Raw genomic sequence first — 15963 nt, forward strand, 5'->3', positions numbered from 1 at the left:
CACCAACGTCGCCGAAGATCAAAAGATCGCAGCCTTCGGCAGCGCCTACAGGTTCGGCACCCTTCCCATGGCCGCCGACTTCACCCCCACTCCTTCATGAAATCAATAAACGCCCGCACCTTCAGCGGCAAATGCCGGGTGTCCGGGTACAACGCATACACCCCTTGCCGGGCAAACCGGTGATCCGCCAACAAGCGCCGTAACCTCCCCGCATCCAGATCCTCCTGAATCAGCCATTGCGGCAGAATCGCCACGCCTTGCCCGGTCAACGCAAAGGCCCGCAGCGTCGCCGAGTTATCCGCGACAATCGCGGTGGTCCAAGGTTTTGGCTGGTAAAGATGCTCGGTCCCGGCCGGGTCGGTCACCGTCAATTCAGGCACCCGCCCATGCCCCAACGTCGGCATTGATTCCAGTACTGCCAGCGTGCCGACGGGTTCAAAGCGCTCGACCAACCCCGGCGCCGCCACCGCAAAAATCTCGAACGTCGACAACTGCACAGCTCGCAGATTGGAATCGAGCATGCGCCCCAGTCGAATCGCCACGTCGAAACGTTCAGAGATCAGATCGGCGTGGGTCGAGGATGTGGATAAGTGAATGTTCAACTGCGGCTGCTGCTCACGAAACACCTCCAGCGCCGGCACCACCTGGGCCAAGGCAAACTCCACCGTGGTGGTGATCCGCAACGTGCCCTTGAGCTGCGAATGTTCCGAGCGGGCCTCCTCGATGGCCAGTCGGGCTTCGTCCAGAGTGCGCAAACAGCGCCGATAAAAACGCTCACCGGCATCGGTCAGGGCCAGTTGCCGGGTGCTGCGCGTGAGCAAGGTGACGCCCAATTCCTCCTCCAGACGCTTGAGGTTGAAGCTCACCACGGCGCGGGTCTGGCCCAAGGTGTCGGCAGCCGCGGTCAACGAGCCGGCCTCGACCACGGCTTTGAAGGTGTCAAAACGGTCCAGGCTGACCATGTGCACGGCGCTCCTTTCTCTACATGCATTTGTCAAAATAATTTTGACAAACTAGCAGCCAAACCAGCGTTTTCCTAACCCTCAAGGCGCCCTACCCTGCACGTATCATCACAGGGAGGCTGCCATGGCCTATCGCTCGAAAGTCGCGCTGGTATATTTGTTGGGGTTCGCCCTCGACCTGCTGAACATGTTTGTCGCCAGCATTGCCTACCCCGAGATCGCCGGGCAATTGCACGCCTCGGTGACCCAACTGGCGTGGATCAGCAACGCCTACATGCTCGGGCTGACGCTAATCATTCCGATGAGCGTGTGGCTGGCGGCGCGGGTGGGCGAGCGGCGGCTGATCCTGGGTTCACTGCTGTTGTTCGGGATCGCCTCGGGGCTGGTGGGTCAGGCGGGGTCGATCGAAAGCCTGATCGGCTGGCGGCTGCTGCAAGGGCTGGGTGGCGGGCTGTTGCTCCCGGTCGGTCAGGCCCTGGCCTATCGACAGTTTCCACCGGCGCAACGTGCGCATTTCACCGGCGTGGTGTTGCTGGTGGCGCTGATGGTGCCGGCGCTGTCGCCGGCGGCCGGTGGATTGATCGTTCAGGCGTTGTCCTGGCGCTGGGTTTTTTACCTGAACGTGCCGGCGGCGCTGCTCGCTTTCGGGCTCGGCATGTTCTGGCTGAAACACGATCAAGACTCCACCGAACGCCCGACGCTGGATGCCCGAGGCCTGCTGTTGGCCGTGTCGGCCCTGAGTCTGCTATTGATTGCCGTGAGCCTGGTGAGCGAGCCCGATACCCGTAACCTCGGCGTCATCGCCCTGATGCTCAGCGTCATAAGCCTGTGGTTGTACCTGCGGGACGGCTGGCGCAAACCCGGTGCAATCCTCGATCTGCAACTGATCAAGAACCCGTCACTGCGCCTGGCGATGCTGATCTACCTGTGTGTGCCCGGCATTTTTACCGGTACCCACCTGATTGCCGTGTTGTACCTGCACGGCCTCGATTTCGGCCCGGCGCAAACCGGTGCACTGATGTTGCCATGGGCGGTGGGGTCCGGCGTGGCGATCATGCTGGGCAAACGCAGCTTCAACCGCATCGGCCCCAAGCCATTGCTGATCGCTGGCATGCTGTTGCAAAGCCTTGGCATTGTGCTGCTGATGCGAGTTGAGCAGCCTGCCGGCCCGTTATTGATCATTGCCTACGCCGTGATGGGCCTGGGCGGCAGCCTGTGCAGCATCACTGCGCAGACCTTGGCATTTGTCGGCATAGCGCCGGAAAAAATGGGGCACTCCAGTGCGTTGTGGAACATCAATCGCCAACTCGGTTTCTGCCTCGGCGCGGCGCTGTTGAGTTCACTGTTGGGCGCATTGGGGGCCGACGGTTTCAAATACTGCTTTCTCGCCGCCGCGCTGATCACCCTTGTACCGATGGCCGCCGTCCTGCGCCTGGACTCGACGAAAGTGCTCGCCCTGCTAACCTCACCGCCCCTTCAGGAAAAATCCGTATGACTGACTACAGCGACTACTTTGATGAAGTAATCCAGGCCCATGTGGCGATTGAGCAGTGGTTTGCCGTGGAGGAAGACGACGCCGCACTCGAACGACTGCTGACGCGTTTTTCGCCGCAGTTTTCCATGGTTTCGCCGTTGGGGCAGGTGCTGGATCTGGACGCGTTGAGTGCGCTGTTTCGGATGGCGGGCGGAAAGAAAATCGGGTTCAGGATTGAGCTCAGCGAGCTGCGCGGGATTGCGCTGCACGAGCGCGGCGCGACCGTGAGTTATCGCGAGCAGCAGACCGATGCGACGGGGCTGCACTCGGATCGGCGGTCGACGGTGGTGTTTGAAAAACCCGAATCCGGCAAGGTGATTTGGCGGCATTTGCAGGAGACTTTCTGCAATTGAACGGCCCCAAAAGATCGCAGCCTTCGGCAGCTCCTACAGTGACCGCGTTCGCCGCAAATATTGCGATTTGACGCCGAACCCGTAGGAGCTGCCGAAGGCTGCGATCTTTTGATCTTCTGCTTACTCGGCAGCCGCCTGATTAACGACGACGGTGCACGTAATCCCCGCCGCCAAGAGCACGCCCTCCGGCACTTCATCAATGTGAATCCGCACCGGCACCCGCTGGGCCAATCGCACCCAGTTGAACGTCGGATTCACGTCAGCAATCAGCTCGCGACTCTGCGGGTTATCGCGGTCGTAGATCCCGCGCGAAATGCTCTCCACATGCCCCTTCAACACTTCGCCGCTCATCAGTTGCATGTCGGCCTTATCGCCCACCCGCACGTGGGGCAGTTTGGTTTCTTCGAAGAAGCCGTAGACCCAGAACGAGTTCATATCGACCACGGCCATTTTTGCTTCGCCAATGCGCGCGTAGTCGCCGCGATGGACGTTCAGGTTGGTCACGTAGCCGTCGACGGCGGCCCGCACTTCGGTGCGTTTTAGGTTGAGTTCCGCCGCTTCCAGTTGGGCCTGGGCATGTTGGTAATCGGCCAGGGCCGAGTCGGCGATGTTGCTGGCGTCGTCGCGGTTTTCCCTGGAGATCACCAGCGCGTCCATGTCGGCGCGGCGATGGGCGTTGACCTTGCGCATCTCCCAGGTGGCCTTGCGTGACGCCACCATTGATTGCGCCTGTTTGACCGCGATGCGGTAGTGCTCAGGGTCGATCTGCATCAGCAAGTCGCCCTTCTTCACCAGTTGGTTGTCGCGCACCGGCACGTCCACCACTTCGCCGGTGACGTCGGCGGCGACGTTGATGATGTCGGCGCGCACCCGGCCGTCGCGGGTCCACGGGGTGTCCATGTAATGCACCCACAGGGTCCGGCCGATCCATATCGCGAGGGCCAGCACCAACAGGGTGGCGAGCAGGCTGAAAAGCTTTTTCATCGGGACGTTCTCAACGGTAGACAGTCAGCGCCAGAGCGCCAAACAGACAGGTAAACAGACTCAGGCGCAGCAGCGCCGGGTGCCAGAAGAAGCGGTACAAATCGAACCCGGACAAAAACCGGTCCAGCGCCCAGGCCAGCGCCGCGGCGATGAAAAACATCAACGTCATGGTCGGCATGTACACGCCGTGGAAGGCGATTTCACGCGGCATGTGCAACTCCTTGGGGCTTGGTATTTGCGTAAGCGCTCAGTGGTGATTGCGGATCAAGCAGCGAGGTGCGGATGAAGTGCAGGTAGCTCTTGACCCGGCGCAACGCCGAGGTGTCGAAGTGCGGGGCAAACGGTTCATCGGTGGCTTGTACGCGGCTGATCGCATGGTCGACCGCAATCAGGCTACGTTCGAGGTTGCTCTGGCTCGGTTGCAGAAACAGCCGCACCAGCGAACGGCCCATCACGCGGATCGCCTGGCGCCAAGGCTGGGATTGGGCATACGCCGGGTGCACCGGCAAAATCGCCTGTTCCTTGCGCAACTCGATGATCGCGTGGCCGACTTCCAGCACCACGAACATCCAGCGCAGCAAGTTGCGTTGCACCTGCGGCTGTCCCACCGCCAAGCCATACGCCTGGTGCAGCAAATCCCGCGTGCGGCTTTCAAAACTCGACCCCAGGCCCTTGAGTTTGCCGCTGATCGCGTACACCACTTGCCCGCGCAAATCCTGCTCCAATCGACGCCACAACCAGCGGCTGTTGGGTGGCAGGATGATTGCCCCGGCGGCGGCGCACACCAGCATGCCGAGCACCATGGCGATGTAGTCATTGATGAAGGTGTAAGGGTTGTAAAGGGTCAGGTTGTCCGGCACCGATCCGGTGCTGAAGAAGATCAGCAAGCCGAGGCCGACCCCGGCGTATTGCGGGCGCGAGGTCAGGAACGAACCGAGCACGATCACCGGCGCGAGCATCACGCACAACAGCGGAAAACCATCGATCCACGGGAAGATGAAAAACATCTCGACGAAGCCGATCAGCGCCCCGAGCAACGTGCCGCAGGCCATTTGAAACGCCATGCGTTTCGGGTTCGGCGTCGCCGCTGAAAGGCCTACAGTGGCGGCAGCGATCATCGTCATCGTCGCCCCGCTTGGCCACGCGGTGGCCACCCAGTAACTGCCGAGCACCACCAGAATGAAGGTTGCGCGAATGCCCGAGGCGGCCGAGGCCAGCCAGTTGGTTTGCGGGGTAAACGGTTCATCCCATTGCTCACGGGCGTGGGTGTGATCGACGAGGGACGCGTGGGTCTGTGCATAACTGTGCAATTCGTCGACGAAGCGATAGAGCAATTCGTACGCGGTATGGAAATCCAGCAGCTCGGCATCGCTCGGGGCACTTTCCTGGAACGTCGCCCGCAGACTGCGAACCTGCGCCGGCAAGCCTTCCTTGTAAGCGGTCAACGCCGTGACCAAACGCGCCGCATCGGCGTTGGTTAACGCCCGCCCGCTAAAGCCGTCGAGCAATTCGGCCAGGTCCTGCAACCCCGGTTTGATTGCCGCCACCACATGATCCGCCTCGCTGCTACGCAAGCGTTCGAGCAACTGGTGCAAGGCGTTGAAGCGGGTGGTGATGCTCATGAACTCGCTGTTCAAGCGACTGAGTCGACCGTTGCGCCGACGCATGTGCGGGTCTTCGAACACCGTCACGCTGCGCAAGCCCTCCAGGCCCACGGCTTCGGCGATGAAACGCACGTTGCTGGCCTCGAACGCCTCGCGTTGGCTACGGCCGCGCAAGCCGTCGGTGACGAACAACGCGAACACACCGAAGCGCTGATACAAGGCGTTGCGCATCGCGGCGCTGGCGGTTTGCGGCAGGATCGCGGCGCTGATCAGGGTCGAGCAAATAATCCCCAGGGAGATTTCCAGCACCCGCCAGACCGCCGCCATAAACGCGCCGTCCGGGTGAGCCAGCGCCGGCAAACCGACCATTGCGGCGGTGTAGCCGGCGAGCACAAAACCGTAGGCGCGGAAGTTGCGATAACGGGCGGCGCCGGCCGTGCAGATACCGACCCAGATCGCCAGCGAGCCGAGGAACAGTTCGGTGTTTTGCGCAAACAGTGCGATCAGCGCCACCATCACCGTCGACCCGGCGAGCGTGCCGAGGAAGCGATAGAAACTCTTGGCCAACACATGGCCGCTTTGCGGTTGCATGACGATGAACACGGTGATCATCGCCGTGCGCGGTTGCGGCAATTCCAGGCGCATGGCCAGCCACAGGGTCAGGAAGGCCGCTAGCAGCACCTTGAAAATGTAGACCCAGGTCACGCCGTCGCTGCGCGCCCAGTCATAGAAACCCCGGCGCCATTCAAGGGAATGCAGCCAGCGCAGAGGTGCGGGCAAGGGAGTCATTAAATCCTGCTCAATGGTCGAAGGTTGTGCGGCGAGTACTCGATCCCCTGTGGGAGCGGGCTTGCTCGCGAAAGCGGTGTGTCAGACGACGACAGTGTTGACTGAGACGCCCTCTTCGCGAGCAAGCCCGCTCCCACAGGTCTTGTGTTCAATTCGAGAGGCTCTTAAGCAGGGCCGGGGTTTTTGGTGCGACGGTCTGGTGGTCTGTCGGCACGTCGCTACCGGCACCCAATCCACCACCCAACGCCGTCACCAACTCCGCATGAGCACTGAGGCGCGCCGCCTGAACCTGCTGCTGAACCTGCTGCTGTTTAAACAGCAAGGTCTGGGCATTCAGCACATTGAGGTAGTCAGTCAGCCCGCGCTGGTAGGCAATCATCGCAATGTCGTAAGTCTTCTGCGCCGTGGCCACCGACTCGGCGGCGAACACCTGTTGCTTGTCCATCGACGCGCGGCGGATCAACTGATCGGAGATGTTCTTCAGCGCATTGACCAGCGTCTGGTTGTATTTGGCCACTGCGATGTCATACCCGGCCGAGGCCTCCCCTAATTCCGAGCGCAAACGACCACCGTCGAAAATCGGCAACGAGATCGCCGGGCCGACGCTGTAGTTGAGCTTCTTGCCGGTCAAAAACTCCAGTGCCCCGCCGCCGGTGGCCATGTAGCCGAGGCTGCCGACCAGATCGACGTTGGGGTAGAAACCGGCGTGGGCCACATCAATGCCTCGGGCCTGAGCCGCGACTTGCCAGCGACTGGCAACCACATCCGGACGTTGGCCGAGCAATTGCGCAGGTAACGACGATGGCAGTTTCAGCGCGGCGCCCAACGCCAGGGTCGGCCGCTGCAATTGCGCGCCCTCGCCCGGGCCTTTGCCTGCGAGTGCGGCGAGTTGGTTGCGGCTCAGGGCGATTTCTTCGTCCAGGGCATCGATCTGCCGATGGGTTTCCGGCAGCGGCGTTTGTGCCTGGCTGACGTCGAAATGCGTGCCGATCCCGCCGTCCAGACGCTTTTGCGCCAGGTCGAGTATCTGTTGTTGCTGCTTGAGGGTCGCCTGCACGATGTCCCGTTGCGCGTAATGCAGCGAGAGCTCGATGTAGGCACGCACGATGTTGTTCTGCAATTCGAGCTGGGCCAGCCGCGCTTCGGCAGCCGTCATGTGCGCCATGTCCACGGCGCGTTCGGTGGCGTTGCTTTCGCGGCCCCAGAGGTCCAGGGCATAGCTGAACCCCAGCGAGGCGTTGTTGTCCCAGGTGGTTGTATTCGCCAACTCGCCGGGGCCGTAGAACTGATCGGTCGCCCAGTTGTGGCGCTTGAGGATCGCTTCGCCATTAACCTGCACCGACTCGGCGGCTTCGGTGATGCCGGCCATGGACTTGGCCTGACGCACCCGGGCGGTGGCCATGGCCATGCTCGGGCTGCCTTGCACGGCGAGGTCGATCCAGCGATTCAGTTGCGGGTCGCCATAGGCCTGCCACCATCGCGCGGTGGGCCAGTGAGCGTCCTGTGCCGCGTTCTGGATGGCTTCGTCGGTGGCCAGCGAATCGGCCTCCAGCGCCTTGCCTTGTGGGGCAATACCTCCGGTACCGACGCAGCCGCTGATTGCCAGGGTTAAAGCCAAAACACTGAGCGTCTTGAGCGCTCTGTTGATGCGACGCGGCACTGCTGCAAATTCCTGAGGTGGGGGATATCTCATGTATGGACCGCCTTTCAATTCGATTGAAATACGGTCCCTGTAGGAGCTGCCGAAGGCTGCGATCTTTTGATCTTGCTTTTAGAAACAAAGATCAAAAGATCGCAGCCTTCGGCAGCTCCTACAGAGGTAGGCGCAATTCTATGGGTGGGCCTGGTTGGCGATAAGCCGGGATTCCTGTGAATCTTTGTTACCGTTACTGCGATAATCCCTTGGTCGGGGTCTCAGACCCTGAAACTTCGTGTCACAATTTGCCATCGAACCCGAGAGCACCCCATGGACACTTTGCAAAACATGCGCGCCTTCAGCTACGTGGCCCAGGCCGGCAGCTTCACCGCCGCCGCCGTGCAGCTGGACACTACGACAGCCAACGTCTCGCGCGCGGTCTCCACCCTGGAAGCCCACCTGCAAACCCGTCTGCTCAACCGAACGACACGCCGCATCGCCCTGACCGAGGCCGGCAAGCGCTATCTATTGCGCTGCGAGCAGATCCTGGCCTACGTCGAAGAAGCCGAAGCCGAGGCCAGCGACGCCCATGCCCGCCCGGCCGGGCAACTGAAAGTGCACACCATGACCGGCATCGGCCAGCACTTCGTGATCGACGCGATCGCCCGCTATCGCAAGACCCACCCGGACGTGACCTTCGACCTGACCATGGCCAACCGCGTGCCGGACCTGCTGGACGAGGGCTACGACGTGTCCATCGTGCTCGCCAGCGAACTGCCGGACTCGGGCTTCGTCTCCCAGCGGTTGGGCATCACCTACAGCATCGTTTGCGCCTCGCCGGCCTACGTAAAAGCCAACGGCTGCGCGCACAAACCCAGCGACCTGCTCAACCACGCCTGCCTGCGCCTGGTCAGCCCGGTGATCCCGCTGGAGAAATGGACCTTTGACGGCCCGGAAGGCCAGGAAATGGTCACCATTAATAGCTCACCGTTTTTGGTCAACTCCGCCGACGCCATGAAAACCGCGATCACCAGTGGCATGGGCGTTGGCGTGCTGCCGGTGTATGCGGCGATTGAAGGCTTGCGCAACGGCACGCTGGTGCGGGTGATGCCGAACTACCGCTCGCAGGAATTGAACCTGTACGCGATCTACCCGTCGCGGCAGTACCTGGATGCGAAGATCAAGACCTGGGTCGAGTACTTGCGCGGGTCGTTGCCGGAGATATTGGCGGCGCATCAGGCGGAATTGGCGGCGTATGAGTTGAGCGGGAGTTTGGGCGGGGCGCGGCTGGCGAATTGATCGCCCATTTATCGAACGCTTGATCCCCCTGTAGGAGCTGCCGAAGGCTCGGGCCGCGTTCGGACGATCTTTTGATCTTCAAAAACAAAGTCAAAAGATCGTCCGAACGCGGCCCGAGCCTTCGGCAGCTCCTACAGACAGTCTTACAAATATCGAATATTTGAGGACGTTTCCGACGTGTTTTGACGGTTGTTGTATAGGAAGCGAAGTTGCTAGCCTTTTGTGTCGCTGCCAAATCAGCGATCGGGACTGGAAACCCGAGGTTCAAGAGTATCGATGCCAGACTTCATGACATACTACGGCGCTTTTTTCTGCCCGCAGCAATTGTTATGGCGGCTGTGCGTGGGAGACCTTCGGGTCTGCCGGGTTTTACTCTTGCCTCGGTTTTCCAGCCCGCGCATAGCTGCCACCCTTTCGCCTGGAAACGAAAATTGGCAGCTCCATCTAGCAAGAGGGCTACGCCATGAAAAAATTAACACCTGATCCGCCTGAAGCGGATAACGATTCCTCCCAAGAAGCCGGCTCCAGCGCCTTTGGCCCTGACCTCACCATCGCCCAGCTCAAAGCCGCCATCGCGCCACACACCCCGAGCAAGATGTTCCTCATCGCCCCGGACATCGACACCGAAACCTTGCTGGCCCACGCCTGTGAATCCCTGGCCTCGGCCAGTGTCATGACGGCCGACTTCGCCGGATTTCTCGATGGCACTCATCGCAACACCATGCTCGGCATCCAGCAGGTCATCATGCTCGGTGAACTGGCAGTGAACCGGGCACTGGACAACATCGATCCACAGGACTGACCCGTACCTGTAGGAGCCAAGCTTGCTCGCGATGGCGGTTCAACCTTCAACATTGATGCTGGCTGACCCACCGCCATCGCGAGCAAGCTCGCTCCCACAATTAAACTTCGGCGAACACAACAGCGGCGAACAACCTATATCCCCTGTGGGAGCGGGCTTGCTCGCGAAGGCGGTGGGTCAGGCGATATTGATGTTGAATGACACGCAGCCTTCACGAGCAAGCCCGCTCCCACAGTTGGATCGTGTACATCCTGGGCACTCGCGCAAAACCCGAGAAGAATGTTAGCGTGCCTGGCATTCTCCAGACACGCCGAGCCCCGCGACCATGAAAAAACCGTCCTCGCCTTCAGCCGCGTCACCCCGCCAATGATCGAACGCCTGCAGCAGGATTTCGACGTGATCGTGCCGAACCCGAAAAACGGCGACATCAACGCCCAGTTCAACGAAGCCCTGCCTCATGCCCACGGCTTGATCGGCGTCGGTCGCAAACTCGGTCGCGCGCAGCTGGAAAACGCCGCCAAACTGGAAGTGGTCTCCAGCGTTTCCGTCGGCTACGACAACTATGACCTCGCTTACTTCAATGAACGCGGGATCATGCTCACCAACACGCCCGACGTGCTCACCGAAAGCACCGCCGACCTGGCCTTCGCCCTGCTGATGAGCAGCGCCCGTCGCGTCGCCGAACTGGACGCCTGGACCAAGGCCGGCCAGTGGCAGGCGACCGTCGGAGCAGCGTTGTTCGGCAGCGATGTGCACGGCAAAACGCTGGGCATCGTCGGCATGGGCAACATCGGCGCGGCCATCGCCCGTCGTGGCCGGTTGGGTTTCAACATGCCGATTATCTACAGCGGCAACAGCCGCAAGATGGAACTGGAACAACAGCTCGGCGCGCAGTTGCGCAGCCTCGACCAGTTGCTGGCCGAAGCCGATTTCGTCTGCCTGGTGGTGCCGCTCAGCGAGAAAACCCGACACCTGATCAGCCACCGCGAACTGGCGCTGATGAAGCCGAGTGCAATCCTGGTCAACATCGCTCGCGGCCCGGTGGTGGACGAACCGGCATTGATCGAAGCGCTGCAAAACAACCGGATTCGCGGCGCAGGCCTGGATGTCTACGAGAAAGAACCGCTGGCCGAGTCGCCATTGTTCCAATTGAAAAACGCCGTGACCCTGCCGCACATTGGCTCCGCCACCCATGAAACCCGCGAAGCCATGGCCAATCGCGCCCTGGCCAACTTGCGCAGCGCCCTGCTGGGCGAACGACCGCAGGACCTGGTTAACCCCCAGGTCTGGAACGGCTAAAAAACGGGCAGGTGGATTGACCTGACACTGAAGATCGAGCGCCAGGTACTTCGGCGCTCGACCGTGCTATCGCTTCAGGCCAGTTTGCCGTTGCCCTGCACCAGCGGCGCCTTGGGCTTGCGAAACACCAGCACGTTGCCCAGCATCACCAGCACCAACCCCATCAGCGCCGGCGCGGTCCATTGATAGCCTTCGGCAAACGCCGAGACGTTCAGCGCCACCACCGGGAACAACACCGTGCAATACGCCGCGCGCTCCGGGCCCATGCGCCCGACCAGTGTCAGGTAAGCGGTGAAGCCGATCACCGAACCGGGGATCACCAGGTACATCAGCGAGCCGATGTAGCGCGTATTCCATTCAATGTCGAACGGAATGCCTTTGACCAGGCACCACACCGACAGCATCGCCGCACCGTAAGCCATGCCCCAGGCGTTGGTGGTCAGGGGTTTGAGCCCGGCCTTCTGTTGCAGGCTCGACAGCATATTGCCGGCCGAGAAACACAAGGTGCCGCACAGGGCCAGACCCAGGCCGAGCAAGGTTTGCGGGCTGGCGGTGTGGCCAGCCAATTGCGGCCAGAACAACAGGCCAAGCCCCAGCAACCCCAGCGCGCCGCCCATCAATACATTGCGGGCGATTTTCCGGCCGAAGAACACTCGCGCATTGAGGGCGTTCCATAGCGTGGCTGTGGAAAACACCACCGCCACCAGACCGCTGGGGATCCACTGACTGGCCGTCAGGAAGCACATAAAGTTGACGCAGAACAGGCACAACCCTTGCGCCAGGCAGATCAGGTGCCCGCGACGGTTCATCACTTGCAGGCGCCGGCTGAGCAGCAACATCACGAACAACACCAGCGCGGCGAGGCCGAAGCGATAGACGATCGACACCGGAATCGCCACCACACCCAGTTGCCATTTCAAGGCAATCCAGGTGGTGCCCCAGATCAGCACGGTCAACAAATACAACGACAGGTTCATGGCAAAGGCTCCTCAATAGGTGCCCAGTGTCCTGCGCGCGGCCCCGGCGCACTTGCATAAACTTGCGCTTTTGTCGGCCGACAGGCTGGCAGGCCAATGTCTACGGAGTAGGATGCAAGGCGTTGGAGAGAAAACGATCATGCCCGCACTGGAAACGCTGCAAGTCTTTCAAGCCCTCAACCGCTCGCCGAATGCTCGCCTCGAGCACAGCGCCGAGCTCGGTGACGGCATGGCTGCAGCCCTGTGGAGCAATCATCACGACGCCCAGGACTACGAAGCGCCGACTCACCACACCCTCTCCTGCTACATCGCCGGCGGCACCGGAACCTTTCGCCGTGACCAGCCAGGCACCAAGGGCGCCCCGGACAAACTGTGCATCCTGCCGGCCGAGCATCAGTCCGGCTGGGTGATCAACGGCGATATTCGCCTGGCCCATCTGTATTTCAGCCCCGAACAATTCGCCCTCGGCTGCGTCACCCTGCTGGACCGCGAACCCCGTGAACTGCAATTGCGCGAAGGCACCTTTCTCGACGACCCACAACAAGCCTGGCGCTTTCGGCAGATGCTCACGCTCAATTGGGATGAACCTGGCGAACGCGTGCTCACCAGCAGCCTGGCCCATGAAATGCTCAGCCATGCGCTGCTCAGCCAGGTCGGAATGCGCCAAGGCTTGCGACTCAAGGGTGGCCTGGCCGCGCATCAGCGGCGGCAACTGGTGGAGTTCATCGACAGTCAGTTGGCTGAAGCCATCAGTCTGGGGCAGTTGGCGGCGTTGTGTGCGCTGTCGGAGTATCACTTTGCGCGGATGTTTCGCGATAGCTTTGGCTTGCCGCCGCATCAGTACGTGTTGGCGCGGCGCTTGAGCCGGGCACGGGAGTTATTGCGCTCGACGTCGCAGCCGTTGGGGGAAATAGCACTGGCTTGCGGGTTTGCCAGCGCGAGTCATTTCACCCATCGGTTTCGGCAGGTGTTGGGCGGGACGCCTGGGGAATATCGGCAGGCGTTTTTGCGTTAGGCCCGAAGATTATCGGCGCCTGGAATGCCGCCATCGCGAGCAGGCTCGCTCCCACATTTGGAATGCGCTCCCCTGTGGGAGCGAGCCTGCTCGCGATGAACGATGACGCGGTCTACCGTCAGAACTCCAATGTGCTGGACAAAGAAATCTGCCGCGAATCGCCCATGGACACATAGAACCGGCTCGCCGCCGAGGTGTAGTAGGTGCGGTCAAACAGGTTCTTCACGTTGAGCTGGAACTTGACCTTCTGCCCTTCGACTTTGGTGTCGTAGGTGGCGAAGGCATCGGCCACGGTGTAGCCCGGCAGGTCGAAATCGTTGACCGCGTTACCCGCCCGCTCGCCGACATAACGCGCCCCGGCGCCGACCCGCAACTGATCGCCACCGACGAGGGTGCCGAAGTCGTAGACCGCCGACAGCGAGCCGCTGTTCTTGGCGACGTTTTGCAGTTTCTTGCCCTTGTAGTCAGGGTCTTCGGTGACTTCAGCATCGGTGTAGGCGTAGCTGCCGATCATGCTCCAGCGGTCGCTGAGTTGACCGCTCAGGTCCACTTCCAGCCCTCGGGAACGGACTTCGCCAGCGGCGCTGTAAAGGGTCGTTGGGCCTTCGGAGTTGGCGATCAGTACGTTGCGTTTCTTGATGTCGAACAGCGCGACGTTACCGGTGATACGCCCCGGCATATCGAGCTTGGCGCCAATTTCCCAGGACTTGGCTTCTTCCGGCGCGACGCTGCCGTCGAGCACCACGCTGCTGCCGCTCAACGGCGCAATGGTCGAGTTGGGTTTGAACGATTCGGTATAGCTGCCGTAGAACGACAGTTCATCGGTGTAGCGATAGACCAGGCCGGCGCGCGGCACAAATTTCTGGCCGTTGCTGTCGGTGTTGGCGTGGAACGGCACCCCTTTGCCGGCGTACTGGTCATATTCCTGGAAGCGCCCGCCCGCCACCAGAATCCACTGGTCGGTGAGGTGAATCGAGTCCTGCATGAAGATCGAATCGCTGCGCAGCAAATCGGTCTGGGCGCTGTCGGCCGGGCTGACCGTGGTGCCGGCGACTTCGCGGCCATACACCGGATTGACGTAGCTGAAGTTGCTCAGGCTTTTCTGGCGGATCAGGTCTTCACGGTAGATCTTGCGGTACTCGTCGTCGACGCCGAACACCAGGTCATGTTGCATGCCCAGCACATTCACTTTGCCTTCGAGGCTGGCGGTGGTGAAGCGGTCGGTGCTGATCGCATTCCGGGTGCCGTCCATGCTCCGGGTCAGGGTGCCATTTTTTGTGTCGATGGCGGTGACACGTACTTGGCTGGCGTCGTAGGTTTCACGGTTCCAGCTGTAGCCGAAGTGGGCTTTCCAGTTGTCGTTGAGTTCGTGGTCGGCCTCGAAGTGATAGAGGTCCGAGCGCCCTTCCATGTTGTTGAACGGCTCATCGAGACGCTCATTACGCGAGATGTCCAACGGGCGGTTGGTGCGCGGATCGATCACGGTGCCACGGTCGAACGGGGTCAAGAATTCACGGTGTTCGTAAGAGAACAACAGCTTTGTGCTTTCGCCGAACCAGGCCAGGGACGGCGCCACCAGGGTTTCGCGGTGGGTGCCGAAATTGCGCCAGTAGTCTTCGTCTTCATGGTCCAGAACCATGCGATAAGCCAACCCCGAATCGCCCAGTGCGCCGGTACTGTCGAGGCCGCCACCGCTGCCGTTCTTGCCGTCACCGTAGGTCGATCCGCGCAGGGTCAGGGCATTGTATTGGGTCAGTTCCGGTTTTTTGCTGACCATGTTGACCACGCCGCCCGGGTCCTGGATGCCGTAGAGCAATGATGCCGGGCCCTTGAGCACTTCGACCCGATCCACGGTGGCGTTCATGCCGCGCCCCTGCACGATCGGCATGCTGTCGCGCATGATCGAGCCGTTGCGGTTGTCGCCGAACCCGCGGGTCATCACCGAATCCTGGGTGCTGGCCAGGGTGTTGCCCTGGGTGATGCCGCTGACGTTGGCCAGGGCGTCGTCCAGATTGCGCGGCGCCTGGTCGCGAATGACCTGGGCCGGGATCACGTTGATGGTCTGCGGGATGTCCTGAATCAACGCCGAGCTGCGCATCACCGAACTGGTGGTAGGCGGCTGGTAGCTCAGGGTTTGGTCCATCGCTGAGGTAATCGTGGTCGCGCCCAGGTTCAGGGTGCCTTCGGTGGGGACGGGTTCCAGCGCCAGGGTGTGCGCGTCGGTACGGCGGAAGGTGAAGCCCGAACCGCTGAGAAAACGCTGCATTGCCTGTTCGGCGCTCATCTGCCCGCTGATGGCCGGGGCGTTGAGGCCGTAGGGCGCTTCGTCGGTATAGACCACGCTGATGCCGGTAATGCGGCTGAAGTCGCTCAGGGCCTGGGGCAGCGGTTTGGCGGCCATGGCAAAGTTGAATGGCGTGCGCTGTTGCGTGGTGCCGGTTTCAGCGGCCAATGCCACGCTGAGCGGCAGCAACGCCAATGCCGAAAAACTCAGTGCAGATGCGCCGAACCACTGTTTGACCGAACCCGATTTTGCCCTGGACTTCATTGCTCATGACCTGTGTAGAATCGCTACGGAATGCGAATGACTCGCAGTTTCAATCACTACACGGATGGCGCTTGGGTTTACCTCACTAATATTTTGAAAATATTTTTAGAAGATCAAAAGATCGCAGCCTTCGGCGGCGGCCACAGGCGCGTAGGAGCTGC

The 15963-nt window shown here is 61.2% G+C and carries 13 protein-coding genes and 1 pseudogene; 7 read left to right on the forward strand and 7 right to left on the reverse strand.

Annotated elements, in window-relative coordinates; genetic code table 11:
* Positions 1 to 80 precede the first annotated feature (80 nt).
* Entirely contained in the window at positions 81 to 962 is an 882-nt protein-coding gene (locus JFV26_RS23290) for a LysR family transcriptional regulator (RefSeq protein ID WP_201195694.1), read from the reverse strand.
* A 124-nt stretch (positions 963 to 1086) separates the two neighbouring features.
* Here JFV26_RS23290 and JFV26_RS23295 point away from each other — a divergent pair, with 124 nt between their 5' ends.
* Complete coding sequence (locus JFV26_RS23295; RefSeq protein WP_201195695.1) at positions 1087 to 2457, forward strand: MFS transporter; 1371 nt, start codon at positions 1087 to 1089, stop codon at positions 2455 to 2457.
* The gene (locus JFV26_RS23300) at positions 2454 to 2849 is read left to right on the forward strand and encodes a DUF4440 domain-containing protein (RefSeq protein WP_201195696.1); all 396 of its coding nucleotides are present in this window, start codon (positions 2454 to 2456) and stop codon (positions 2847 to 2849) included. Before JFV26_RS23295 ends, JFV26_RS23300 begins: the two co-directional genes overlap by 4 nt.
* A gap of 120 nt (positions 2850 to 2969) precedes the next feature.
* On the opposite strand, the gene JFV26_RS23305 is transcribed toward JFV26_RS23300, so the two are convergent.
* The 3 genes from JFV26_RS23305 to JFV26_RS23315 are packed head-to-tail and all read right to left on the reverse strand — an operon-like array spanning position 2970 to position 6226.
* On the reverse strand, positions 2970 to 3833 hold the full coding sequence (locus JFV26_RS23305; RefSeq protein ID WP_201195697.1) for an efflux RND transporter periplasmic adaptor subunit: 864 nt from the start codon (positions 3831 to 3833) through the stop codon (positions 2970 to 2972).
* Between the two features lie 10 nt (positions 3834 to 3843).
* Positions 3844 to 4044, reverse strand: coding sequence for a DUF1656 domain-containing protein (locus JFV26_RS23310; protein WP_007896379.1), 201 nt, complete (start codon positions 4042 to 4044; stop codon positions 3844 to 3846).
* The gene (locus JFV26_RS23315; RefSeq protein WP_201195699.1) at positions 4034 to 6226 is read right to left on the reverse strand and encodes an FUSC family protein; all 2193 of its coding nucleotides are present in this window, start codon (positions 6224 to 6226) and stop codon (positions 4034 to 4036) included. Before JFV26_RS23315 ends, JFV26_RS23310 begins: the two co-directional genes overlap by 11 nt.
* A 13-nt stretch (positions 6227 to 6239) precedes the next feature.
* Here JFV26_RS23315 and JFV26_RS33740 point away from each other — a divergent pair.
* Positions 6240 to 6368 (forward strand): annotated as a pseudogene (locus JFV26_RS33740) (metal ABC transporter ATP-binding protein); the annotation flags it as partial.
* Positions 6369 to 6374: 6 nt separating this feature from the next.
* On the opposite strand, the gene JFV26_RS23320 reads toward JFV26_RS33740, so the two are convergent.
* Positions 6375 to 7886, reverse strand: coding sequence for an efflux transporter outer membrane subunit (locus JFV26_RS23320; protein WP_201195702.1), 1512 nt, complete (start codon positions 7884 to 7886; stop codon positions 6375 to 6377).
* Between the two features lie 306 nt (positions 7887 to 8192).
* Here JFV26_RS23320 and JFV26_RS23325 point away from each other — a divergent pair, with 306 nt between their 5' ends.
* The 3 genes from JFV26_RS23325 (at position 8193) to JFV26_RS23335 (ending at position 11262) form a co-directional block, all read left to right on the forward strand.
* Complete coding sequence (locus JFV26_RS23325) at positions 8193 to 9161, forward strand: LysR family transcriptional regulator (RefSeq protein WP_201195704.1); 969 nt, start codon at positions 8193 to 8195, stop codon at positions 9159 to 9161.
* 463 nt (positions 9162 to 9624) lie between these two features.
* Positions 9625 to 9963, forward strand: coding sequence for a DUF6124 family protein (locus JFV26_RS23330; RefSeq protein WP_201195706.1), 339 nt, complete (start codon positions 9625 to 9627; stop codon positions 9961 to 9963).
* 279 nt (positions 9964 to 10242) lie between these two features.
* On the forward strand, positions 10243 to 11262 hold the full coding sequence (locus tag JFV26_RS23335; RefSeq protein WP_201195708.1) for a 2-hydroxyacid dehydrogenase: 1020 nt from the start codon (positions 10243 to 10245) through the stop codon (positions 11260 to 11262).
* Positions 11263 to 11336: 74 nt separating this feature from the next.
* Here the strand turns inward: JFV26_RS23335 and JFV26_RS23340 are convergent, their stop codons facing one another.
* Positions 11337 to 12239: a DMT family transporter gene (locus JFV26_RS23340; RefSeq protein WP_201195709.1), complete on the reverse strand. Its 903-nt coding sequence runs from the start codon at positions 12237 to 12239 to the stop codon at positions 11337 to 11339.
* Positions 12240 to 12378: 139 nt separating this feature from the next.
* Between JFV26_RS23340 and JFV26_RS23345 the strand changes: the two genes are divergently transcribed.
* On the forward strand, positions 12379 to 13254 hold the full coding sequence (locus tag JFV26_RS23345; protein WP_201195711.1) for a helix-turn-helix domain-containing protein: 876 nt from the start codon (positions 12379 to 12381) through the stop codon (positions 13252 to 13254).
* Between the two features lie 118 nt (positions 13255 to 13372).
* On the opposite strand, the gene JFV26_RS23350 is transcribed toward JFV26_RS23345, so the two are convergent.
* Positions 13373 to 15802, reverse strand: a complete 2430-nt coding sequence (locus tag JFV26_RS23350; protein ID WP_201195713.1) for a TonB-dependent siderophore receptor — start codon at positions 15800 to 15802, stop codon at positions 13373 to 13375.
* Positions 15803 to 15963: the final 161 nt, after the last annotated feature.

The organism is Pseudomonas sp. TH31 (assembly GCF_016650815.1).
Taxonomy (GTDB): Bacteria; Pseudomonadota; Gammaproteobacteria; order Pseudomonadales; family Pseudomonadaceae; genus Aquipseudomonas.